Source organism: Pseudomonas brassicacearum subsp. neoaurantiaca, from assembly GCF_013608025.1.
Taxonomy (GTDB): Bacteria; Pseudomonadota; Gammaproteobacteria; order Pseudomonadales; family Pseudomonadaceae; genus Aquipseudomonas.
In genome coordinates, this window is the sequence record NZ_VDLV01000049.1 from 124,478 (window position 1) to 146,113 (window position 21,636).

The 21,636-nt window shown below is 61.8% G+C and carries 17 protein-coding genes and 2 tRNA genes; 5 read left to right on the forward strand and 14 right to left on the reverse strand.

Features of this window, described 5'->3' with window-relative positions; all coding sequences use genetic code 11:
• Positions 1–7: 7 nt before the first annotated feature.
• A complete protein-coding gene (locus FHK92_RS23265; RefSeq protein WP_181290180.1) occupies positions 8–370 on the forward strand; it encodes an NUDIX hydrolase in 363 nt (120 codons plus the stop codon).
• Between the two features lie 102 nt (positions 371–472).
• Here the strand turns inward: FHK92_RS23265 and FHK92_RS23270 are convergent.
• Both FHK92_RS23270 and FHK92_RS23275 read right to left on the reverse strand, forming a co-directional pair.
• Positions 473–559, reverse strand: a tRNA-Leu gene (locus FHK92_RS23270).
• A gap of 194 nt (positions 560–753) precedes the next feature.
• Positions 754–827: transfer RNA gene (locus FHK92_RS23275), tRNA-Cys, on the reverse strand.
• A gap of 338 nt (positions 828–1,165) precedes the next feature.
• On the opposite strand from FHK92_RS23275, the gene FHK92_RS23280 reads away from it, so the two are divergent.
• The 3 genes from FHK92_RS23280 (at position 1,166) to FHK92_RS23290 (ending at position 4,089) form a co-directional block, all read left to right on the forward strand.
• Positions 1,166–2,005, forward strand: coding sequence for an SRPBCC family protein (locus FHK92_RS23280; protein WP_181290181.1), 840 nt, complete (start codon positions 1,166–1,168; stop codon positions 2,003–2,005).
• Positions 2,005–3,177, forward strand: a complete 1,173-nt coding sequence (locus FHK92_RS23285; protein WP_181290182.1) for a zinc-dependent alcohol dehydrogenase — start codon at positions 2,005–2,007, stop codon at positions 3,175–3,177. The genes FHK92_RS23280 and FHK92_RS23285 overlap by 1 nt, the downstream gene beginning before the upstream one ends.
• 132 nt (positions 3,178–3,309) lie before the next feature.
• The gene (locus FHK92_RS23290; RefSeq protein ID WP_181290183.1) at positions 3,310–4,089 is read left to right on the forward strand and encodes a TSUP family transporter; all 780 of its coding nucleotides are present in this window, start codon (positions 3,310–3,312) and stop codon (positions 4,087–4,089) included.
• Here FHK92_RS23290 and nudC read toward each other — a convergent pair.
• From nudC to FHK92_RS23350, 12 genes are all read right to left on the reverse strand, one after another.
• Entirely contained in the window at positions 4,057–4,887 is an 831-nt protein-coding gene (gene nudC, locus FHK92_RS23295; protein ID WP_181290184.1) for an NAD(+) diphosphatase, read from the reverse strand. The genes FHK92_RS23290 and nudC overlap by 33 nt on opposite strands.
• A gap of 6 nt (positions 4,888–4,893) precedes the next feature.
• Positions 4,894–5,706 carry a crotonase/enoyl-CoA hydratase family protein gene (locus FHK92_RS23300; protein ID WP_181290185.1) on the reverse strand — a complete coding sequence of 271 codons (813 nt, stop codon included), beginning with the start codon at positions 5,704–5,706 and terminating at the stop codon, positions 4,894–4,896.
• Between the two features lie 262 nt (positions 5,707–5,968).
• A complete protein-coding gene (locus tag FHK92_RS23305; protein WP_181290186.1) occupies positions 5,969–7,450 on the reverse strand; it encodes an efflux transporter outer membrane subunit in 1,482 nt (493 codons plus the stop codon).
• The gene (locus FHK92_RS23310; protein ID WP_181290187.1) at positions 7,447–10,551 is read right to left on the reverse strand and encodes an efflux RND transporter permease subunit; all 3,105 of its coding nucleotides are present in this window, start codon (positions 10,549–10,551) and stop codon (positions 7,447–7,449) included. The genes FHK92_RS23305 and FHK92_RS23310 overlap by 4 nt, the downstream gene beginning before the upstream one ends.
• Positions 10,552–10,723: 172 nt before the next feature.
• Complete coding sequence (locus FHK92_RS23315) at positions 10,724–13,819, reverse strand: MdtB/MuxB family multidrug efflux RND transporter permease subunit (protein ID WP_181290188.1); 3,096 nt, start codon at positions 13,817–13,819, stop codon at positions 10,724–10,726.
• The gene (locus FHK92_RS23320) at positions 13,816–15,132 is read right to left on the reverse strand and encodes an MdtA/MuxA family multidrug efflux RND transporter periplasmic adaptor subunit (protein WP_181290189.1); all 1,317 of its coding nucleotides are present in this window, start codon (positions 15,130–15,132) and stop codon (positions 13,816–13,818) included. Before FHK92_RS23320 ends, FHK92_RS23315 begins: the two co-directional genes overlap by 4 nt.
• A gap of 190 nt (positions 15,133–15,322) precedes the next feature.
• The gene (gene tpx, locus FHK92_RS23325) at positions 15,323–15,823 is read right to left on the reverse strand and encodes a thiol peroxidase (RefSeq protein WP_181290190.1); all 501 of its coding nucleotides are present in this window, start codon (positions 15,821–15,823) and stop codon (positions 15,323–15,325) included.
• Positions 15,824–15,930: 107 nt separating this feature from the next.
• Positions 15,931–16,602, reverse strand: coding sequence for a DUF3313 domain-containing protein (locus FHK92_RS23330; protein ID WP_181290191.1), 672 nt, complete (start codon positions 16,600–16,602; stop codon positions 15,931–15,933).
• A 73-nt stretch (positions 16,603–16,675) separates the two neighbouring features.
• A complete protein-coding gene (locus FHK92_RS23335) occupies positions 16,676–17,173 on the reverse strand; it encodes a GNAT family N-acetyltransferase (RefSeq protein ID WP_181290192.1) in 498 nt (165 codons plus the stop codon).
• Between the two features lie 188 nt (positions 17,174–17,361).
• Positions 17,362–18,159: a transglutaminase family protein gene (locus FHK92_RS23340; protein WP_181290193.1), complete on the reverse strand. Its 798-nt coding sequence runs from the start codon at positions 18,157–18,159 to the stop codon at positions 17,362–17,364.
• The gene (locus FHK92_RS23345) at positions 18,156–19,106 is read right to left on the reverse strand and encodes an alpha-E domain-containing protein (RefSeq protein WP_030142556.1); all 951 of its coding nucleotides are present in this window, start codon (positions 19,104–19,106) and stop codon (positions 18,156–18,158) included. Before FHK92_RS23345 ends, FHK92_RS23340 begins: the two co-directional genes overlap by 4 nt.
• A 3-nt stretch (positions 19,107–19,109) precedes the next feature.
• Entirely contained in the window at positions 19,110–20,519 is a 1,410-nt protein-coding gene (locus tag FHK92_RS23350) for a circularly permuted type 2 ATP-grasp protein (RefSeq protein ID WP_181290194.1), read from the reverse strand.
• A 611-nt stretch (positions 20,520–21,130) separates the two neighbouring features.
• On the opposite strand from FHK92_RS23350, the gene FHK92_RS23355 reads away from it, so the two are divergent.
• Positions 21,131–21,636 (forward strand): amino acid synthesis family protein (locus FHK92_RS23355; protein WP_181290195.1); only part of this gene is annotated, 506 nt, incomplete at its 3' end.

The window sequence follows — 21,636 nt, forward strand, 5'->3', positions numbered from 1 at the left end:
CAAGAATATGAAGATTCGAGCGACCGTCATCTGTGAAGAAGACCGCCACATCCTGCTGGTGCGTAAACCCAAGAGCCGCTGGGCCCTGCCCGGTGGCACCGTCGAGCGCGGCGAGACCCATGCCGATGCCGCGCTCAGGGAACTGTCGGAAGAAACCGGGCTGAGCGCCGAAAACCTGCTTTATCTGATGCAGTTCAGTGAAGGCGGCACCGAACATCACGTGTTCGAAGCGTCAGTCAACAACACAAAGGCGGCCAGGCCACAGAATGAAATCAGCGACTGCGTGTGGCACCCGCTGGAAGCCATCGCCCAGTTGCAGATGAAAAAAGGCATGCGGGAGATACTTGAGGCGTTTCGGCGCAGGCTGTAGTTCGCTGCAAGCGCCTTGGTCATTGCGGACCACATTGAAATTGCGGACCGGAAACGAACAAGGGTTTGCATCAGCTTTCGCTCGCAAACCCTTGATTTTAGATGGTGCCCGAAGCCGGAATCGAACCGGCACGCCCTTACGAGCGGGGGATTTTAAGTCCCATGCGTCTACCAGTTTCGCCATTCGGGCGGTAGCGCGGTGAAGCCGTGTGAAACTGTCAAATAGGTATCTGACAGGCTCGCGGCGGGTACAACAGAGGGGGAAATATATACATCCATCCCCGGTGAAGCAAGGTCGCCATTGCCCTTTTCAAGACAAAACCTTTCATTGCTCCGCAAATAAAAAAGCTCTGTAGATCATGGATCTACAGAGCTTTTTAAAAGTGGAGGCCGAAGTCGGAATCGAACCGGCGTAGGTGGATTTGCAATCCACTGCATAACCATTTTGCTATTCGGCCTCAATACGCCCGATGCAATGAAACACATCAGACGGATAAAAACTTATCCGGATATAGCCGCCAATAGCGAGCTATCTCCTTGAAAACATTGAAGTTTTTTACGCCTCGATGCATTCGATGGGCGCAATTATGTACTCATTTGCCTAGGCTGACAACCCCTTGATTTCAAAAAAAATTTGCCCGGCGAGCAAGCCCGCGGCTCTTTCCCCCCGGTCAACACAACGAGCCGAAACCGGCCCCCACCCGGCTCATCGGCAAACCAGTAATGCCAACGGAACAACCGCCATTGCCTTTGGTTCATCCCTTATGTCGTCCCTGGATCAGTAAGGAGAACCATCATGACTGAACGCCCAAAACTGGTGGCGAGCCGGGCTCCGGTACCCACGCCTTCTCATCCCAACCTCGGCACGCCGGAGCGACTGGTGTCGCTGGCGGCCGGCTCATTGCTGATTGCCAACGGTCTTCGTCAGGGAGGATTCAAGGGCTTGCCGCAACTGCTGCTGGGTGCGTGCGCCGCCTGGCGGGCGTATTCCGGCACCTGCAGGATCAAGCGGGCCATGACCCACAGCCCCTTCGAGCAAACGTTCGAGCAGGATCGCGATTGGGACGGCAGCAAGGTGATTTCTCGCAGTATCACGATTGGCAAGCCCCGCGACGAGGTTTACGCGTTTTGCAGCGACCCGGCCAATCTTGGTGCGCTGATGCCGTGGATCGACGGGATCGAGCAGACCGGCGAACGCACCTATCGCTGGGTCGCTCACGGCCCGATGGACAAGACGCTGCATTGTGACCTCGAACAGTGCGAGCCCAAGGAAGGCCGCAAGCTGCACTGGGTCGCCGGCCCGGACAGACGCTTCAAGCACGACATCCAGATGCATTTCAGCGATGCGCCGGCCGGTCGTGGTACGCAGATCAAAGTCATCGTGGCATGCGAGACGCCCCTCGGCGCCGCCGGCTATGCCCTCGCCGCCGCTATTTCCCGGTTCTCCGACAAAGCCCTGTTGAACGTGTTGCGCAGCATCAAGCAACAACTGGAAACCGGTGAAGTCAGCACCAACAAAATGCGCGATCCGCAGACGAAGGATTTCCTCTTCGTACACCCGGCCTCCAGCGCGAAGCAAGCAGCGGCCAATGACTCACCCACTGACAAACCCGAACTCAATGGAGGTACCGTCTGATGCGCGCACTGACTTGGCAAGGCCCGAACAAACTGCAAGTCGAAACGGTTGACGATCCCTCCATTCTCAACCCCCGCGATGCCATCGTGCGGGTGGTCCTGTCTTCGGTGTGCGGCTCGGATTTGCATTTGTTGGGCGGCTACGTGCCGACCATGCAGGCCGGCGACATCATTGGCCATGAGTTCATGGGCGAAGTGGTTGAGACCGGCTCGGCTGTCACGCAAATCAAGAAAGGTGACCGGGTTGTCACAGTCTCGATCGTCGGCTGCGGCGAATGCGAGCACTGCCAACGCTCGGACTTTTCCTGCTGCGACAACTCCAATCCAAACCCCAGCGCAACGGACATCGCCTACGGCCAGCCGGCATGCGGCATCATCGGCTACAGCCATGCGTTCGGCGGTTATGCCGGCAGCCATGCCACTTATATCCGGGTACCTTTCGCCGACGTGAACCTGTTCACCATTCCGGAGGGCGTCAGCGACGAGCAGGCCGTATTCGTTTCCGACGCGGTGCCCACTGGTTTCTTTGCCGCCGACAACGCCGATATCCAGCCCGGCGATACAGTCGCGGTCTGGGGGTGTGGCGGAGTCGGGTTGATGGCAATGTCCAGCGCCTATCTGTTGGGCGCCGAACGGGTGATCGCCATCGACCGCTTCGCCGATCGCTTGCGCCTGGCCGAGGAAAAGGCCGGTGCCATCGCCCTGAACTACGAGACCACGGATATACACGCCGCCCTGCTGGAACTGACCGGCGGCCGAGGTCCGGATCGCTGCATCGATTGCGTCGGCATGGAAGCCCACGGCACCGAAGTGGATTATTTCTATGACAAGACCAAGCAGATGCTGCGCCTCCACACTGAGCGTGGGACGGTGCTGCGCCAGTCGATCCGCGCCTGCCGCAAAGGCGGGACAGTATCGGTGGTCGGGGTGTACGGCGGCTTGCTGGACAAGTTTCCGATGGGGGCGATCGTCAACAAGTCCCTGACCCTGCGCTCCGGCCAGCAACCGGGGCAGCGTTATGTGAAGCGGCTGTTCGAGCACATCCAGAAAGGCGAACTGGACCCCTCCTATCTCCTGACTCACCCCATGGGCCTGGAACAATCGGTGGAGGGTTATGCGATGTTCAAGGAGAAACGCCAGGATTGTCTGCGGGCGGTGTTTCGACCGGAGTGAAATCAATCCCATGGCGAGGCAGCGTGCTCCCTCGCCATGGATCTCACCGGAGAGTCGCGGCCCAGCGCCATTATCGGTAACATACCGGCCTTTCCCGCAGCCCTTCTGCGCCCTGCCGAATAAGCCCATTCCATGCCTTTTGAACTCAGCGTTGACCTCTCCACCCTCGCTATCCTGGCCGTTGTCGCGTTCATCGCCGGCTTCATCGATGCCATCGCCGGCGGCGGTGGCCTGCTCACCACGCCGGCCCTGCTGACTGCTGGCTTGCCGCCGCACCTGGTGCTGGGCACCAACAAGCTCAGCTCGACTTTTGGTTCGGCCACGGCCAGCTTCACGTTCTACAGGCGCAAGCTGTTTCATCCACGGCAGTGGACCCACGCCCTGGTCGGTACGTTGATCGGTGCCTTGGCCGGCGCCGTCGTCGCCCATTACCTGCCCGCCGAGTGGCTGAACAAGATGCTGCCGGTGATTGTCTTTGCCTGTGGCCTGTACCTGCTGTTCGGCGGCACGCCCAAGGCACCGCTGGACAGCAACGCGCCGATCAAGAAGACCTGGCAGTCGCCGCAAGGCTTCACCCTTGGTTTTTACGACGGCGTGGCCGGCCCGGGCACTGGCGCATTCTGGACCGTCAGCAGCCTGTTGCTCTACCCCATCGACCTGGTCAAGGCCAGCGGCGTGGCCCGCAGCATGAACTTCGTCAGCAACATCGCAGCGCTGTCGGTTTTCATTTTCTCGGGTCAGGTGGACTGGATCATTGGCCTGAGCATGGGCCTGTCGGTGATGGTCGGCGCGTTCTTCGGCGCGCGCACCGCGATCAGCGGCGGCGCGAAGTTCATCCGGCCGGTGTTCATCACCGTGGTGCTGGCCCTGACCGTGCGCCTAGCCTGGCAACACTGGTTCAGCATGGCCTAAGCGCCGCGCTACATAGAGATCGATCAAGTACCGGGCAATCGAGCGCGAGGCAGGAAGCGGTGGCAGATCGTGGACGCTGAACCACTGCGCGTCTTCGATCTCGTCCTCCTGGGGCACGATGTCACCGCTGGCGTATTCGGCGTGGAAACCCAGCATCATCGAGTGCGGGAACGGCCAGCACTGGCTGCCCATGTACTGGATGTTCTTCACTTCGATGCTGACTTCTTCACGGACTTCCCGGACCAGGCAATCCTCGGCTGACTCACCGGGCTCGGCAAAGCCTGCCAGCGTGCTGTAGACCCCTGTGACAAACCGGGGCGAACGGGCCAGCAGGACCTCATCGCCACGGGTAATCAGCACGATCATGCTCGGTGAGATCCGCGGATAATGCCGCAGGTCGCACGCCTGGCAATACATCGCCCGCTCTCGCGGTACCTGGATCATGCGCTGGCCGCAACTGCCGCAGAAACGATGTTCGCGAGCCCAGGTGCCGATCTGCGCCGCGTAACCCAACACCTTGAACAGCGTGTGGTCGTCTTCGAGCATGAAGGCCCGCAGGCCTTTCCAGTTGCAGCCGGGAATGTCCAGGGCGCTGTGCAGTTCCAGCAAGTAGACCGGCTCGCCATCGAGATGGCCGATGCCGTGCTCGGCAAGGATCGACAAGTCCTGGCGCTTGAGCCAGTCGCGAGGAAACAGCGCGCCGTTATCGTCGTACAAGAAGCCTTCCGGGCTGCGGGCCACGGCCCAGCCGCCGGGCTTATCGGTATCGAGTACTGCGGTGGTCCAGCGTGAAATCATGATCGGTCAGTCCAGAAATTCGGGTTTCTGTTTGCTCATATGGGCGGCCATGGCCACGCGCAGGTCATTGGATTGCAACATGGCGGCGTTCCACGTGGCGACGTATTCCAGCCCGTCGTCGATGCGGTGGTCGCGCATGTAGCTGATCATTTCCTTGGTGCCGGTGATGGCGATCGGCGACTTGGCAGCGATTTCCCGGGCAATGCCCATGACGCCGTCGAGCAGGCTGGCGGTATCGCTGTAGACACGATTGACCAGGCCAATGCTGCGCGCTTCGTCGGCACCAAAAGTACGTCCCGTATAAGCGAGTTCACGCAGCATGCCGTCCCCGATGATTCGGGGCAAGCGTTGCAACGTGCCAACATCGGCCGCCATGCCGATGTCGATTTCCTTGATGGAGAACTGCGCGTCCTCGGCGGCGTAGCGCATGTCACAGGCAGAGATCAGGTCGATGGCGCCACCCAGGCAATAGCCCTGCACCGCCGCGAGAACCGGTTTGCGGCAATTGTCCACGGCATTGAACGATGCTTGCAGTTGCAGGATCTTGCGCCGCAACACGCGGGCGTTACGGCCCACATCCTTGCCCAGTTCGTTAGCCACACCGGCCAGCATCATCAGGTCGATGCCTGAAGAAAAGTGCTTGCCCGCGCCGCTCAAGACCACCACCCGCACTTCGTCGGTATCGTCGATCCATTGGAAGATGTCGACGATCTCGCTCCAGAACGCCGCGTTCATGGCGTTGATCTTGTCCGGTCGGTTGATCTGCACATGGGCGATGTTGTCTGCAAGTTCGACGTTGAACGCTTGGTATTGCGACATGGCAGTATCCTTTTACCGGCTGGGAAGAGGCCTGAACTATACCAAGCGATCACGACAGGACGTAGGCAGTGCATCGGCCAAAAGCGGGACTTTGCGCTGGATGTTCGGGAGATCTCTGTGGCGAGGGGATTTATCCCCGCTGGGCTGCGAAGCAGCCCCTGGAAGCTGAGTGCAACCTGGCTGACACACCGAGGTGGCAGGCTTTAGGGCTGCTGCGCAGCCCAGCGGGGATAAATCCCCTCGCCACAAAGGCCTCGCACGATTACTCCCCGTCCTCCGCCTCCAACCGCCCATCCCAACCGCCGCCCAACGCGGCAATCAACTGCACACTGGCAATCAACCGGCTCTGTTGCAGGCTCAGCACGGTGCGCTCGTTGCTCAGGGCGGTGGCCTGGACGCTCACCACGTCGAGGTAGCCGATCAGCCCCGCCCTGTACTGGTTCTGCGTCAGGCGCAGGGACTCGCGGGCGGCGTCGAGGGCTTCCTGGCGCACGCGGGCTTCGTCTTCGAGCACCTTGAGTTGGATCATGTAGTTTTCGACTTCACGGAAGCCGTCGAGCACGGTCTGGCGATAGGTGGCGACGGTCTGGTCATAGGCGGCCACGCTGCGGTCGACCTCCGCCGAGCGCTGGCCGCCGTCGAACAACGTCATCGCCAGCTGCGGGCCGACCGACCAGAAGCGGTTCGGCACGCTCACCCAGTTATCGTAGGTACTGCTGCTGTAGCCTCCGCTCAGGCTCAGGGTCAGGTCCGGGTAGTAAGCGGCCTTCGCCACGCCGATGTTCGCGTTGGCAGCCATGACCGAGCGCTCCGCCGAGGCGATGTCCGGACGGCGTTCGAGCAGCTGGGACGGTATTGCCACCGGGACTTGCGGCAGCGCCGGGATATCCTGCGTCTCGGCCAGGTTGAACTCGGCGGGTGGCAGGCCGACCAGCACGGCAATAGCGTTTTCGAACTGCGCGCGCTGCCAGATCAGGTCGATCAGGTCGCCTTGGGTGGTCTTGAGCTGGTTCTGCGCCTGTGCCACCGCATCCTTGCCGGACACGCCGGCGCGGTACTGGTTTTCGGTCATTTTCAGCGAGCGCTGATAGTTGTCGACGGTGGTCTGCAACAGACGCTTCTGTTCGTCGATCACCCGCAACTGCAGGTAGTTCTGCACCAGTTCCGATTGCTGGCTCAGGCGCATCGCCGCCAGGTCGGCAAAACTGGCCTGGGCGCTGGCTTCGTCGGCTTCCAGGGTGCGGCGCAACTTGCCCCAGACGTCAGCTTCCCAGCTCACGCCGGCCTGGGCGTTGTAAGTGTCGCGAATGCCGCTGGAGGAACTGCTCAGGCTCGAACTGCTGCTGCCGGTGCCCTGGCTGGAGCGGGTCTTGCCGACCGTAAGGTCGACCGTCGGAAAGAATGCCCCGCGAGCACTGCGCGCCAACGCCTGGGCCTGGCGGTACTGGGCTTCGGCCTGGGCCACGGTCTGGTTGGAGGCGTTGAGTTTTTCCACCAGTTCGTTGAGGCGGGTGTCAGCGTACAGCTCCCACCAGGCGCCACGGGCCAAGGCATCGCTGGGATTGGCCTGGCGCCAGCCCTGGGCCTCCTTGTATTGCACCGGCGCGGCGGCCCCGGGACGTTGGTAATCCGGACCGATCGCGCAGGCACTGAGCATTGCCACGCACAGCGTCAGGCTCAATATTCGCGAGCCACGGGCGGTGGCCAGCGAGGCGGCAAGGTTGGAAAGCGAACGGTCGGTCATAGCGGAGTTTCCAGGGCAGCATCAGTGCGCACCCCACGCCAGCGGTTGAAACGATGGCGCAGGTTATCGAGATAGAGGTAGACCACGGGGGTGGTGTAAAGCGTCAGGACCTGGCTGAACACCAGCCCGCCGATGATGGTCAGGCCCAGTGGCTGGCGCATTTCCGAGCCTTCGGCGCCGCCGAGCAACAGCGGCAAGGCGCCGAGGATCGCGGCCAGCGTGGTCATGAGGATCGGCCGCAACCGCAACAGGCACGCGCTGCGGATTGACTCGAGCGGCGTCTGCCCAGCGCGCTCCAATTGCAGCGCGAGGTCGATCATCAGGATGGCGTTTTTCTTCACTACGCCGATCAGCAGGAACAGGCCTAGCAACGAGATCAGGCTGAACTCGCTGCCCAGCACGTAGATCGACAGCAACGCGCCCACCCCGGCCGAGGGCAAGGTGGACAGGATCGTCAGCGGGTGAATGTAGCTTTCATACAGCACGCCCAATACCAGATACACCGCCAGCAACGCGCCGAGGATCATGAACGGCTGGCTTTTCTGGGTGGCGGCGAACGCATCGGCGGTGCCGGCCATTTTCGCGATGACATCCTCGGGCATGCCAAGCTTGGCGATTGCGCGCTCGATGGCGGCCGTGCCCTGCTCCACCGTAACGCCTTCGGCCATGTCGAAGGCGATGCTCTCGGACGCGAACTGGCCTTCGTGGCTGACCCGGTCGTCTTCCAGGCTGTTTTCATAGTGGGCAATCGCCGACAGCGGGACCCGCGCGCCGTCGGCGGTGATGACCTGGACCTGTTCAAGCGTGTTGGGGTCCTGGGCGTACTTCGGGTTGACCTCCATCACCACCTGGTATTGGTTGAGGCTGTCGTAGATCGTCGAGATCTGCCGCTGGCTGTAGGCGTTGTTCAACACCGCCGTGACCATGTTCATGTCGATGCCCAGGCGCTTGGCCTGGTCCCGATCGACGATCAGTGTCACTTGCTGCGCCCCGCCACCGTCACGGGCGTCGATGGCGGTCAGCTCCGGCAAGGCCCTGAAGGCAGCCACGAGCTTGGGGTACCACTCGCGCAGGGACGCCAGGTCGGCGCTCTGCAGGATGTAGGAATATTGCGAGGTGGTCTGCTCGCGGCCGCCGCCGAACTGCAGGTCCTGGTCGGCCATCAGCATCAATTGGGCACCGGGCACCTTGGGCATTTCCTTGCGCAGGCGCTCGATGACCTTCTGCGCGGACATCGCCCGCTCCTTGATCGGCTTGAGGCGCACCAGCATGAAGGCATTGTTGGTGCCGTTGTTGCCGCCGATGAAACCCGCCACGCTCTGCACCGCTTCGTCCTTGAGCACCGCGCGCCGGAAGATTTCCATTTTCGGCTGCATCACGTTGAACGACAGCCCGTCGTCACCGCGCACGAAGCCGATCAACTGGCCCGTGTCCTGCTGCGGCATGAACGTCTTCGGCACGACCACGTACAAGGCAATGTTCACACCGACCGTCACCAGCAGGCTGAGCAAGGTCAGGCGCCGATGGCGCAGCACCCAGTCAAGGCTCCGGGCGTAACCGCGGACCATGCGTTCATTGACGTGCTGACTCCAGCGCTGCAAGCGGTTTTCCTGTCCTGGCACATGGGGCTTGAGCCATCGCGCGCAGAGCATCGGCGTGAGCGTCAGGGACACCACCAGCGAGACGACGATGGCAGCCGCCAGGGTGATGGAAAACTCGCGGAACAGGCTTTCGATGATCCCGCCCATGAACAGGATCGACAGGAACACCGCCACCAGCGAAGCGTTCATCGACAACAGGGTGAAGCCCACTTCCTCGGCGCCGAGGTAGGCGGCTTTCATCGGCGGAACGCCTTCGTCGATGTGCCGGGAAATGTTTTCCAGCACCACGATGGCATCGTCCACCACCAGCCCGGTGGCGAGGATCAGCGCCATCAACGACAGGTTGTTCAGGGAAAAACCGTAGAGGTACATGACCGCGAACGTACCCACCAACGACACGGGCACCGCCAGGGTCGGGATCAGCGATGCACGGAAATTGCCCAGGAACAGGAACACCACCAGCACCACCAGCGCAACGGCGATCAGCAGGGTCATTTCCGCTTCGTGCAGGGTGGCCTTGATCACTGGCGAGCGGTCCATGGCCAGGTTCAGCTTGACGCTGGCGGGCAGCACCGCTTGCAGAGCGGGCAGCTGATTCTTGATCTCGTTGACGGTCTCGATGATGTTCGCGCCGGCCTGGCGGTTGATCACCAGCAGCACGGCGGAGTCGTTGTTGAAGAAGCCGCTGTTATAGCGATCCTCGACACCGTCGCTGACCTTTGCCACGTCCTTGAGCCGCAACACCGAGCCATCCTGGTAACGGATGACCAGCGTTTCGTAGTCCTTGGCCTTTTCGAGTTGGTCGTTGGCCTGGACTTGCCACATGCGCTTGTCGTCTTCGACCGAACCCTTGGGCCGGCGAACATTGCTATTGGCTATCGCCGTACGGACGTCATCCAGCGCCACGCCGTATTGGTTGAGCAATTGCGGTTCCAACTCGATGCGCACCGCCGGCAAGGAACTGCCGCCAATTTGCACCTCTCCGACACCCGCCACCTGGGACAGGCTCTGGGACAGGATCGTCGAGGCCAGGTCATAAAGCTGGCCTTTCTCCAGCACATCGGAGGTCAGCGAAAGCACCATGACGGGCGCCTGGGACGGGTTGACCTTCTTGTAGGTCGGCATGCTGCGCATGCCGCTGGGCAGCAAGTTGCGCGAGGCGTTGATGGCCGCCTGCACCTCCCGGGCCGCGCCGTTGATGTCGCGATCCAAGTCGAATTGCAGGATGACGCGGGTCGAGCCCTGGCTCGAGCGGCTGCTCATGGTGTTGACCCCGGCGATGGCGCCGAACGAGCGCTCCAGCGGCGTCGCCACGGTGGAAGCCATCACCTCGGGGCTGGCGCCTGGCAGGTTGGCCTGGACCACGATCACCGGAAAATCCATCTGCGGCAACGGCGAAACCGGCAGCAAGCCAAAGCACACGCCACCGAGCAGCATGATGGCGAAGCTCAGCAGCATGGTCGCCACCGGGCGGCGGATGAAGGGGCCGGAGAGGTTCATAGGCCGCCACCCCAGGCTTCAAGCCACCGACCACAAGAACTGGCTAGGCTTTTGTGGCGAGGGAGCTTGCTCCCGCTGGGTCGCGCAGCGGCCCCTTTTGTGAGCGCTGCGCACTCAAGCGGGAGCAAGCTCCCTCGCCACGAAAAGCACCCGCAGGGTCCGACCCCCACCGTCATACCCGCACCTCATCCCCATCAGGCCTGGCAAACCGGCGCCCCAGGCGGTCGAAGTACAGGTAGATCACCGGCGTGGTGAACAGCGTCAGCACCTGGCTCACCAGCAGGCCACCCACCATCACCAGGCCCAGCGGTTGGCGCAATTCGGCGCCGGAACCGGTGGCGAGCATCAGCGGCACGGCACCGAACAGGGCCGCGAGCGTCGTCATCAGGATCGGCCGGAAGCGCAACAGCGCGGCCTGGTAGATGGCGGTCTGCGGGTCCATGCCCTGGTTGCGCTCGGCGTCGAGGGCGAAGTCGATCATCATGATCGCGTTTTTCTTGACGATACCGATCAGCAGGATGATGCCGATGATCGCGATCATGCCCAGGTCATTGCCGCTGAGGATCAACGCCAACAAGGCACCGATGGCCGCCGAAGGCAAAGTGGAGAGAATCGTGATCGGATGAATGTAGCTCTCGTAAAGCACGCCCAGCACGATGTACATGGTCACCACCGCCGCCAGGATCAGCAGCAAGGTGCTCGACAGCGACGCCTGGAACGCCTGTGCCGCACCTTGGAATTCGGTCTGCACGCCAACGGGCATGCCGATGTCCTTCTGCACCTTTTCGATGACATCGACGGCGTGCCCGAGGGCCACGCCTGGCGCCAGGTTGAACGACATCATTACCGCCGGGAACTGGCCGAGGTGGGCAATCGCCAGTTGCGCCTGGCGCTCCTCCACCCGCGCCAGGCTCGACAAGCGGACCTGCCCACCGTCCGTGGTCTTGACGTGGATCTGGTCCAGCGCCTGCGGGCCGATCTTCTCCCCGGCCTGGGCTTGGAGCACCACACGGTACTGGCTGGCCTGGGTGTAGATGGTGGAGATCTGCCGCTGGCCGAAGGCGTCGTAGAGCGCATCGGTGATGTTCGACACCGACACGCCCAGCCGCGAGGCAGCATCTCGGTCGATCACCAGATAAACCTGCAAGCCCTTGTCCTGCAAATCGCTGGCGACGTCGGTGAGCTCCGGCTGCTGGGCCAAGGCCTCGACCAGACGACCGCTCCAAAGACTGAGCAACTCGGCATCCGGCGATGACAGGCTGAATTGGTATTGGGTGCGGCTGACCCGGTCTTCGATGGTCAGGTCCTGCACCGGCTGCATGAACAGGCGGATCCCCACCAGCCGATCCAATTGGGGCTGCAAGCGGGCGATGATCTCGCTGGCGCTGTCGTCCCGCTCGCGATGAGGCTTGAGGTTGATCAGCAACCGGCCGCTATTGAGCGTCGCGTTGTCGCCGTCTACGCCAATGTAGGAGGACAGGCTTTCCACCGCCGGGTCGGCGAGAATCACTTTGGCCAACTGCTGCTGGCGCTCGCCCATCGCCGCAAATGAAATCGCTTGCGGCGCCTCGGAAATACCTTGGATCACACCAGTATCCTGCACCGGGAAAAAGCCCTTGGGCACGGCCAGGTACAGCACGACCGTCAACACCAGGCTGCCAACTGCCACCAACAGCGTCAGCGGTTGATGCTTGAGGACCCACTGCAACTTGCGCCCGTAGCCTGCGATCAACCAGTCGATCCAGGCACCGCTGGCGCGATAGAAACGCCCCTGGTCTTCTTCCTTGGGTTCGCGCTTGAGCAAGCGCGCGCACATCATCGGCGTCAGGGTCAGGGACACCACCAGCGAGATCAGGATCGCCACCGCCAAGGTAATGGCAAATTCGCGGAACAAGCGCCCGACCACGTCCGCCATGAACAGCAGCGGGATCAGCACCGCGATCAGCGACAGCGTCAGGGAAATCAAGGTGAAGCCAATCTGTTTCGCGCCCTTGAGCGCCGCCTGCATCGGGCTGTCGCCCTCCTCAATGTAGCGGGCGATGTTTTCCAGCATGACGATGGCATCGTCCACCACAAAACCGGTGGCAATGGTCAGGGCCATCAGGGTCAGGTTGTTGATCGAGAAACCGGCCAGGTACATCACGCCGAACGTACCGATCAGCGACAACGGCACGGCCACCGACGGGATGATCGTGGCGCTGACCCGGCGCAGGAACAGGAACGTCACCATGACCACCAGGGCGATGGCGATCAGCAGCTCATGCTGGACGTCGGTTACGGAAGCACGGATGGTCTGGGTGCGGTCGGTCAGCACGGTCACGTCGAGGCCGGCCGGCAGGTTGTCGGTGATGCTGGGCAAAAGCGCCTTGATCCGGTCCACCACCTCGATGACGTTGGCGCCGGGCTGGCGCTGGATGTTCAGCAAGACGGCCTGGTTCTCGTTGGCCCAGGCGGCGAGGCGTTCGTTTTCGGCGCCGTCGACAATCTCTGCCACGTCCTTGAGCCGCAGCGGCGCGCCATTGGCGTAGGCCAGGATCAGTTCGGCGTAGTCCTTGGGCGAGGTCAACTGGTCGTTGGCATCGAGCATCGAGACCCGGGTCGGGCCGTCGAAATTGCCCTTGGGCTGGTTGACGTTGGAGGCGCTGATCAAGGTGCGCACATCCGCCAGGTTCAGGCCCGCGGATGCCAGGGCTTCCGGGTTGACCTTGATCCGCACCGCCTGGCGCTGGCCACCGGCAATCGTCACCATGCCGACGCCGCTGATCTGGGCGATTTTCTGCGCCATGCGCGTGTCCACCAAGTCATTGAGCTTGGGCAGCAGCATGGTCTTGGAGGTAATCGCCAGGGTCAGCACCGGGGTGTCGGCCGGGTTGACCTTGTTGTACACCGGGGGCGCCGGCAAATCGTCGGGCAACAGATTGGTCGCCGCGTTGATCGCGGCTTGCACCTGCTGCTCGGCGACATCCATGTTGATGTCCAGGTTGAAACGCAGGGTAATCACCGATGCGCCACCGGAACTGGTGGAGGCCATCTGCGTCAGGCCCGGCATCTGCCCGAACTGGCGCTCCAGCGGCGCGGTCACGGCGCTGGTCATCACGTCGGGGCTGGCGCCCGGGTACAGGGTCATGACGCGGATGGTCGGGTAGTCGACCTGGGGCAATGCCGACACCGGCAGCAACCGATAGGCGATCAGACCGGCCAGGACAATGGCCAGCATGCTCAGCGTGGTAGCGACCGGGCGAAGGATGAACAGCCGCGAGAAATTCATGCGCCGCCCTTTTTCGCCTTGTCGGCCGCGGCTGGCTCAGTCGGGGCCGCGGCGCTCTTGCCTTGCAGGTGCTCGGTCGGCGTGGTCGGCACTTCCTGGCTGTCGTTGACCACTTCCACTTCGCTGCCTTCCTTCAAGCGGTCGGTGCCTTCGAGCACCACCCGGTCGCCGGCGGCCAGCCCTTCGGTGACCACCGTATTCTCGCCATCGCTGGCGCCGATCTTGAGCTGTTTGATCGTGACCTTCTTGTCACCGTCCAAGGCATAGACAAACGTGCCGTTGGTGCCGAATTGAATGGCGGCCGTCGGCGCGAGCACCACGCCTTTCAGGGTGTCGGCCAGCAGGCGCACGTTGACGAATTGATTGGGGAACAGCGATTGGTCGCGGTTCTCGTAGCGGGCCTTGAACTTCAAGGTGCCGGTGGTGATGTCGATCTGGTTGTCCAGGCTTTGCAGTACGCCGCTGGCCTGGAGCTTCACATCGCCACGGTCCCAGGCTTCGACCGGCAGTTTCGCCCCACTGCGGTAGCGGGCGAGTACGGTTTCGAGGTTGTTCTCCGGCAGCGTGAAGACCACGCTGATGGGCTGGGTCTGGGTGATGACGGCCAGGGCCGTGGTGTCGTTGGCTGCCACCAGGTTGCCAAGGTCGAGTTGCCGCAGGCCCACACGCCCGGAAATCGGCGCGCGGATCTTGGTGAATTCGAGGTTGAGCTTGGCGTCGTTGACCGCCGCCTGGTTGGTCTTGACCGTGCCTTGGTATTGGCCCACCAGCGCAGCGGCGGTATCGAGGGTCTGCTTGGCGATGCTGTCCTCGGCATACAAGCCGCGATAGCGCTCCAGATCGACCTGGGCGTTCTTCAATTGGGCCTGGTTTTGCAACAGTGTGCCTTCGGCCTGGAGCAAGGCGTTCTGGTACGGACGAGGATCGATCTCGGCCAGCAGGTCCCCGGCCTTGACCATCTGCCCTTCCTCGAACGCGATCTTCACCAGCTCACCGCCCACGCGGCTGCGCACGTTGATGGTATTGAGCGCCGTGACCGTGCCCAGCGCCTTGTAATACAGCGGGAAATCGCCCGTGACCGCTGGCGCCACCCGAACCGGGATCGGCCCCGTCGCACCGCCAAAGCCTGGTCGCATGCCACCCGAACGCCCCATGTGTCCGGCTGCGCCCTTCTGCCCCGCCGCATTCTTCGAGTCGCTGCTGGCCGGCCAGAATTTCCAGGCGAGCAACGCGACGACCAATAAGACAAACAGGCCGAACAACCAGCGACGGGATTTGCGGGAAACAGAGGATTGCATTGAATGGTCAACCATTGGGCGCGTGGGCTTCTTTTACGGGAGGCTGAACGATAAGCACTGTCGAGGTTTTAGCAAAGCGCCTTTACCGGCAATTTACCTTGGGCTTACCTTTCGCGTATCTGGCTAAGACGTTGATACACAAATGAAAACGGCCTGGGCAAGCCAGGCCGTTAACAATTGTAATAATTACTTTATTTCAGACCAATTATTTCAGCGCTGCGAGTGCCGCCTCGTAGTTCGGCTCTTCAGCGATTTCCTTGACCAGCTCGCTGTGCAGCACATTGTCGTTTTCGTCCAGCACCACCACGGCGCGAGCGGTCAGGCCTTTGAGCGGGCCGTCGGCAATGGCAACACCGTAGTTCTCGATGAACTCGGCACCGCGCAGGGTGGACAGGTTCTGTACGTTTTCCAGGCCTTCGGCGCCGCAGAAACGGGCCTGGGCGAACGGCAGGTCGGCGGAAATGCACAGCACCACGGTGTTATTCAGGTCGTTGGCCTGGGCATTGAACTTGCGCACGGAGGTGGCGCAGGTCGGCGTGTCGACGCTTGGGAAAATGTTCAGTACTTTGCGCTTGCCGGCGAAGTCCTTCAGGGAAACGTCCGACAGATTGCCGGCAACCAGGGAAAAGGCTGGCGCCTTGGAACCGGCTTGTGGCAACTGGCCGTTGACTTGGACCGGGTTGCCTTTAAGGGTGACTTGAGCCATGAACGGATTCCTTCTGACAGGTTTGAAAAATGGTGAGGCCGGAGTTAACCATGAAATGGTGCTCCGACCTATGGCTGCGCGTAAAAAGTAATGATTCCTACAACGGACTATTTCGCCTTGAGACGCAGATAGGACTGATGCAGGTCCGACGCCCAACCATCGATCACGTTTTTGACGTCGTCGGGCTTCATCACCTGGGACTCGTTCGACAACGGCTTGCCCGTACCCTTGCGCACCACCTGGGCGATCACGGCGTTGCTGCCGCCGTCAAGAAACACCGCTTCGGTGCCCAGCGTGGTCTCCTGGTCGCGAATGCCGCTGGCCGTGCTCACCGCGGCGGCCACCAGGGCAATCGGGATGACTTCATACGGTTTCAGGCCTTCGGTCTTGCTGCTGACGGCGGTAATAGCCGCGCGCACCACCAATACGCCGGGCCCGGGACTGGTCGCCAAGGGCAAGGACTTGCCCGCCTCCCGCTTGAGCGCCTGATCGTAATAACTGGTAATGCCGGCCAACGTGGCCGCAGGGATCTTCACCGTCGGTTGCGGCTTGGGATAAAGCTGCGTCGGCTCGATATACACACTTGAGTACCTGGCCAGATCGATCTTCGGATCGACCCACCGCATCACCTCTGCCCCCGACGGTGATTTTTCTTCCTTGAGCCGGCTGTAGTCTCCCAGGAAGCCGGAATATTCGTTCGGCTGGGTGACTTTGCTCGCGCAGCCCATCAATGCGAGCGAAGCGATGCAAACGGTGCCGATCATCGACGCGAACTTCATGCTGTTACTCCTGTAGGCCACACCTGACGGGGGCGGAACTACAGGTATAGCCAATGTGCGGACTTTTGCCTGTTCAGCGCAGCCGCGCCATCGCCAGCGTGTCGACCCAGCGCCCATCACGCACGGCGTAGTCACGCAACAGGCCTTCAGTTTCGAAGCCGAATTTGCGGTACAAGCCGATGGCCGCTTCGTTGTCGGCATACACCGTCAGCTCGACCCGTCGCAGGTTCATCCAGTTGTCCGCCACCTCCAGCGCCGCGGCCAGCAGCATCGAACCCACACCCTTGCCCTGCCAGGCCACCGCGACACCCATGCCCAGGTTGGCGCAGTGAGCGCGACGAACGCGAGAAAACTGTTCCAGGCCCAGGTTGCCGATGACGTCGCCCTGATGCAGGGCCACCAGTTTCAGCTGGCGCTCATCGTTTGTTGCCAGACGCTGGCGCCAGACTTCGGTGGACTGAAAAGGCATCTGCAGTACCTGGCGGGTAACGGCGGGATTGTTGTAGAGCGCGGTGACGCCGGGGATATGGGCCTCAGTAAAACGCGCAAGGGTGATCGAGGATTCGGACATTTTGGCTCCTTCCTGGAGACGCGACATGGCCAGCCACTATAAGCCGGTGGTCCTTGCACAGGCGAGCTTGTGGTAGCGGTATTGCGTCGACCTCTTCGCGAGCAAGCTCGCTCCCACAATGAATGAGGAGTACCCAAACCTCTGTGGGAGCGAGCTTGCTCGCGATGAGGGCCTTCAAGACAAATCAACTACTGATGCTGCACCTGCACCATCGAACTCACCTGCACCCGCGCCTGCATCTGCTCCGCCCCGCCCCCTCGGCGCATGCCACGTACCGGGCAGGCGTCGAGGTAGTCCAGGCCAACCGCCAACTTCAAATGGCGGTCGGGACGAACCAAGCGGTTGGTCACGTCGAAGCTATACCAACCGTCATCCAGCCAAGCCTCGGCCCAGGCGTGGCTTGCCAGGTGGTTCTCGTCCTCGGTGCACAGGTAGCCGGACACATACCGCGCCGGCACGCCGAGGCTGCGGGCGCAGGCCACGAACGCATGGGCATGGTCCTGGCAGACCCCGGCACCACCGGCAAACGCCTCGGCGGCCGTGCTGCTGACGGCCGTCGCGCCGGGGCTGTAGGGCATGCGGTCGGCCAAGCCGTTCATCAAGTTGCCCAGCGCCGATCGATCTCGCCGGTCTCCACATTGTTCCATGGCGAAGGCGCTGAGACTGTCATCCGCCAGGGAGAGTCGGCTGGTGCGCAGGAATGGCAGCGGTGACTGGTCATCGGGCTCCATCTCCACCGCCTGGTTGATCTGCACCTCGCCATAGGCGGTCAATATCAGCGCGCCGTGGGGCTCGTCCATGGTCATCACGTGGAGGATGTTGCCATAGGGGTCAAGCTGGCTACGCACCAGGCGCGGCAGTTCCAGGTGCCATTGCAGGATGCGCTGGCGTGGGGTGTCCCGGGGCGTCAGGCGCAGGAACTGGATGCTGGTGCAGACTTCATCGGCGTAGCTGTAGGTGGTGTCGTGGCGTATGGACAGTTTCATACCACCTCCAGATAGGACTCGTGGACGGTCTGGCCCAAATGACGGATCTGGCCAATGAGTTCGGTCAACCACTGGTGCAGGCCCGACGCAAGGATCTCGTCGATTCCGGAATACCGCAGCCGTGCATTCAACTCCGCGGCCAGGCGCTGGGCCGGTCGGCCGTTGTTGCCCGGCAGGCTGGCGAGGATATGGTCAAGCTCCTCGATGCAGGCGTGCAGCGAGCGCGGCACGTCGGCCCGCAGCAGCAACATCTCGGACACCTGCTCGGCATTCGGCGCGTTGCGGTAGATCTCGTTGAACGCTTCGAACGAAGACAATGCCCGCAGCAAGGCACTCCACTGGTAATAACCACGCGCGGAGTTGTCGCTGACCTCCTCCGATTCCTCGCCGAACATTTCGTAGCGTGCGTCCAGCAGGCGCAAGGTGTTGTCGGCGCGTTCGATGAACGTCCCCAGGCGAATGAAACAGTAGGCATCGTTGCGCATGATCGTGCCCGACGTCGCGCCACGGAACAGGTGCGAGCGCTCCTTCACCCACTCGCAGAAATGACTGATGCCGTAGCGGCCGAGGCCGTTGCTGGCAATGTTGCGCATTTCCAGCCAAGTGGCGTTGATGTTTTCCCACATGTCGGCGGTGATGCGCCCGCGCACGGCATGGGCGTTGGTCCGCGCCGCCCGCAGGCAGCTATAGATGCTGCCGGGGTTGGTTTCATCCAAGGCGAAAAAATGCAGCATGCGTTCAGTGTTGAGCGCGTCATAGCGGGCGTTGTAATCGTCCAGCGTACCGGCCGCCAACAGCGACATCGCCAGTTCAGCCTGGCCGTCGCCACGCCCGGCCTGGGGCATCAGCGACAGCGAATAGCTGACTTCGAGCATACGCGCCAGGTTCTCGGCGCGCTCCAGGTAGCGGGACATCCAATAGAGGTCCGAAGCGGTTCTTGAAAGCATGTCTTAGTCCTCCACTACCCAAGTGTCCTTGGTGCCGCCGCCCTGGGACGAGTTCACCACCAGCGAGCCTTCGCGCAGCGCCACGCGGGTCAAGCCGCCGGGCACCAGGCGGGTTTCCTTGCCGGACAGCACGAAGGGACGCAAGTCGATGTGACGCGGGGCGATGCCGCTTTCGACAAAGGTCGGGCACGTGGACAGGCTCAGGGTCGGCTGGGCGATGTAGGCCTCCGGCCGAGCCTTGAGGCGGGCGCGGAAATCTTCGATCTCCGCCGCGGTGGCAGCCGGCCCGACCAGCATGCCGTAGCCGCCGGAGCCTTGGGTTTCCTTGACCACCAGGTCCGGCAGGTTCGCCAGCACGTGGGACAGATCCTGCGGCTTGCGGCACTGCCAGGTCGGTACGTTTTTCAGGATCGGCTCTTCGGTGAGGTAGAAACGGATCATTTCATCGACGTAGGGGTAGATCGACTTGTCATCCGCCACGCCCGTACCAACGGCGTTTGCCAGCACCACATTGCCTGCACGGTAGACCGCGATCAGCCCGGGCACGCCGAGCATGGAGTCGGGGTTGAACGACAGCGGATCAAGGTAGGCATCGTCCAGGCGTCGGTAGATCACATCCACCTGCTTGGGCCCGGCGGTGGTGCGCATATAGACGTGGTCGTCACGCACGAACAGGTCCGCGCCCTCCACCAGTTCCACGCCCATTTCCCGCGCCAGGAACGCATGCTCGAAATAGGCGCTGTTGAAACGCCCCGGAGTCAGGACCACGGCGGTCGGGTTGTCCAGCGGGCTGGAGCTCTTGAGGGTATCGAGCAGCAGGTTTGGGTAGTGATCGATGGGCGCCACGCGCTGGGCAGCGAAGAGCTCGGGGAACAGGCGCATCATCATCTTGCGGTCTTCGAGCATGTAGCTCACACCACTGGGCGTGCGCAGGTTGTCTTCGAGCACGTAGTAGCTGCCATCGCCGTCACGAACCAAATCAACGCCAGCGATGTGGGCGTAGATACCTCGGTGCAGGTCCAGGCCCTGCATCGCAATCTGATAACCCTCGTTGGCGAGCACCTGCTCGGCGGGAATGATGCCTTCCTTGAGAATCCGCTGGCCATGGTAGATGTCGGCCAGGAACATGTTCAGGGCCTGGACCCGCTGGATGCAGCCACGTTCGACGATTTGCCATTCGCTGGCCTTGATGCTGCGGGGGATGATGTCGAATGGGATCAAGCGTTCGGTGCCCTGCTCGTCCCCATAAAGCGTGAAGGTGATCCCGGCCCGATGGAACAGCAGGTCGGCTTCGCGGCGGCGTTGGTCCAGCAGCTCCAGCGGCGTGTCCGCCAGCCAGCGCGAGAAGGCTTGGTAATGCGGGCGGCAGTCACCCTGGGCGTCATACATTTCATTGAAAAAAGCGTGGGGCATAGCCAACTCCAAGCCGTGTCGTACACGGCATTTCTTATTACGTCGTCATTCCACCAATGCAGCCTTGCCTTGTTTATGAGCCCTGGTTCTTCGAATACCTCGTCAGGCATGGGTCTCTGATTCAGGCCTTTGCGTCCGGATGACGTGCGCCCCCCTTTTATATTGGCGTACCGAAACTCCTGTCTGCTGGGTTGTCATGGAGCCGTAGCAAGGGCTGTGCCTAAGTGCGACGGATCGAGGTGATGCTGGAAAAACCGGCGCGAAACGGCGCAAAAGCGAAATTTATTTTCGATTTAGCGACGAAAAAGAATTTGCGGGCTGAAACGCTTACCCCGATTTCAGGCGTCGACAGTGCAAACGGGTCGAATCGGTGCAGGCAAACGGGAAGTTGAGGCCGAATGCCCCGAAAAGGGGAAATTAATACCCATTCACTGTAGCTGCGAATTTCCTGTGGCGAGGGGATTTATCCCCTCGCCACAAGAGCCCTATCTCCTCGAACCCCCGCCTTCCGTCGCCTCCCTTCGAACAAATTCAAAGCCGACGCTTGCACGAACAGTATTATGGTATACCATCATACGCACAGACACTTCTCACCTCCCACGGAGCAGCTCATGAGTTTCGAAATTCGCAAGATCGTCAGCTATGTCGAAGAAACCTTCATCGAAGGCGGCAAGGCCACCGACAAGCCGGTGACCATGGTCGGGCTGGCGGTGGTCATGAAGAACCCTTGGCTGGGCCGCGGTTTCGTCGAAGACCTGAAACCGGAAATCCGCGCCAATTGCTCCGACCTCGGTGCACTGATGGTCGAGCGCCTGGTGGGCATCATTGGCGGTGCGGAAAAAATCGAAGCCTATGGCAAGGCTGCGGTAGTCGGCGCCGACGGTGAAATCGAACACGCCTCGGCGGTGATCCACACCTTGCGCTTCGGCAATCACTACCGCGAAGCGGTCAAGGCCAGGAGCTACCTGAGCTTCACCAACAAGCGCGGCGGCCCCGGCACTTCGATCCAGATCCCGATGATGCACAAGGACGACGAAGGCCTGCGCTCGCACTACATCACCCTGGAAATGCAGATCGAAGACGCCCCGCGCGCCGACGAAATCGTCGTGGTGCTGGG

What these genes read in the sequence shown, in the direction of transcription:
- tpx (WP_181290190.1), bottom strand. Translation starts at nt 15,823, where the DNA reads ATGGCTCAAGTCACCCTTAAAGGCAACCCGGTCCAAGTCAACGGCCAG.
- FHK92_RS23315 (WP_181290188.1), bottom strand. Translation starts at nt 13,819, where the DNA reads ATGAATTTCTCGCGGCTGTTCATCCTTCGCCCGGTCGCTACCACGCTG.
- FHK92_RS23310 (WP_181290187.1), bottom strand. Translation starts at nt 10,551, where the DNA reads ATGAACCTCTCCGGCCCCTTCATCCGCCGCCCGGTGGCGACCATGCTG.
- FHK92_RS23330 (WP_181290191.1), bottom strand. Translation starts at nt 16,602, where the DNA reads ATGAAGTTCGCGTCGATGATCGGCACCGTTTGCATCGCTTCGCTCGCA.
- FHK92_RS23350 (WP_181290194.1), bottom strand. Translation starts at nt 20,519, where the DNA reads ATGCCCCACGCTTTTTTCAATGAAATGTATGACGCCCAGGGTGACTGC.
- FHK92_RS23265 (WP_181290180.1), top strand. Translation starts at nt 8, where the DNA reads ATGAAGATTCGAGCGACCGTCATCTGTGAAGAAGACCGCCACATCCTG.
- FHK92_RS23305 (WP_181290186.1), bottom strand. Translation starts at nt 7,450, where the DNA reads ATGACCGACCGTTCGCTTTCCAACCTTGCCGCCTCGCTGGCCACCGCC.
- FHK92_RS23290 (WP_181290183.1), top strand. Translation starts at nt 3,310, where the DNA reads ATGCCTTTTGAACTCAGCGTTGACCTCTCCACCCTCGCTATCCTGGCC.
- FHK92_RS23340 (WP_181290193.1), bottom strand. Translation starts at nt 18,159, where the DNA reads ATGAAACTGTCCATACGCCACGACACCACCTACAGCTACGCCGATGAA.
- FHK92_RS23335 (WP_181290192.1), bottom strand. Translation starts at nt 17,173, where the DNA reads ATGTCCGAATCCTCGATCACCCTTGCGCGTTTTACTGAGGCCCATATC.
- FHK92_RS23345 (WP_030142556.1), bottom strand. Translation starts at nt 19,106, where the DNA reads ATGCTTTCAAGAACCGCTTCGGACCTCTATTGGATGTCCCGCTACCTG.
- nudC (WP_181290184.1), bottom strand. Translation starts at nt 4,887, where the DNA reads ATGATTTCACGCTGGACCACCGCAGTACTCGATACCGATAAGCCCGGC.
- FHK92_RS23280 (WP_181290181.1), top strand. Translation starts at nt 1,166, where the DNA reads ATGACTGAACGCCCAAAACTGGTGGCGAGCCGGGCTCCGGTACCCACG.
- FHK92_RS23320 (WP_181290189.1), bottom strand. Translation starts at nt 15,132, where the DNA reads ATGGTTGACCATTCAATGCAATCCTCTGTTTCCCGCAAATCCCGTCGC.
- FHK92_RS23300 (WP_181290185.1), bottom strand. Translation starts at nt 5,706, where the DNA reads ATGTCGCAATACCAAGCGTTCAACGTCGAACTTGCAGACAACATCGCC.
- FHK92_RS23285 (WP_181290182.1), top strand. Translation starts at nt 2,005, where the DNA reads ATGCGCGCACTGACTTGGCAAGGCCCGAACAAACTGCAAGTCGAAACG.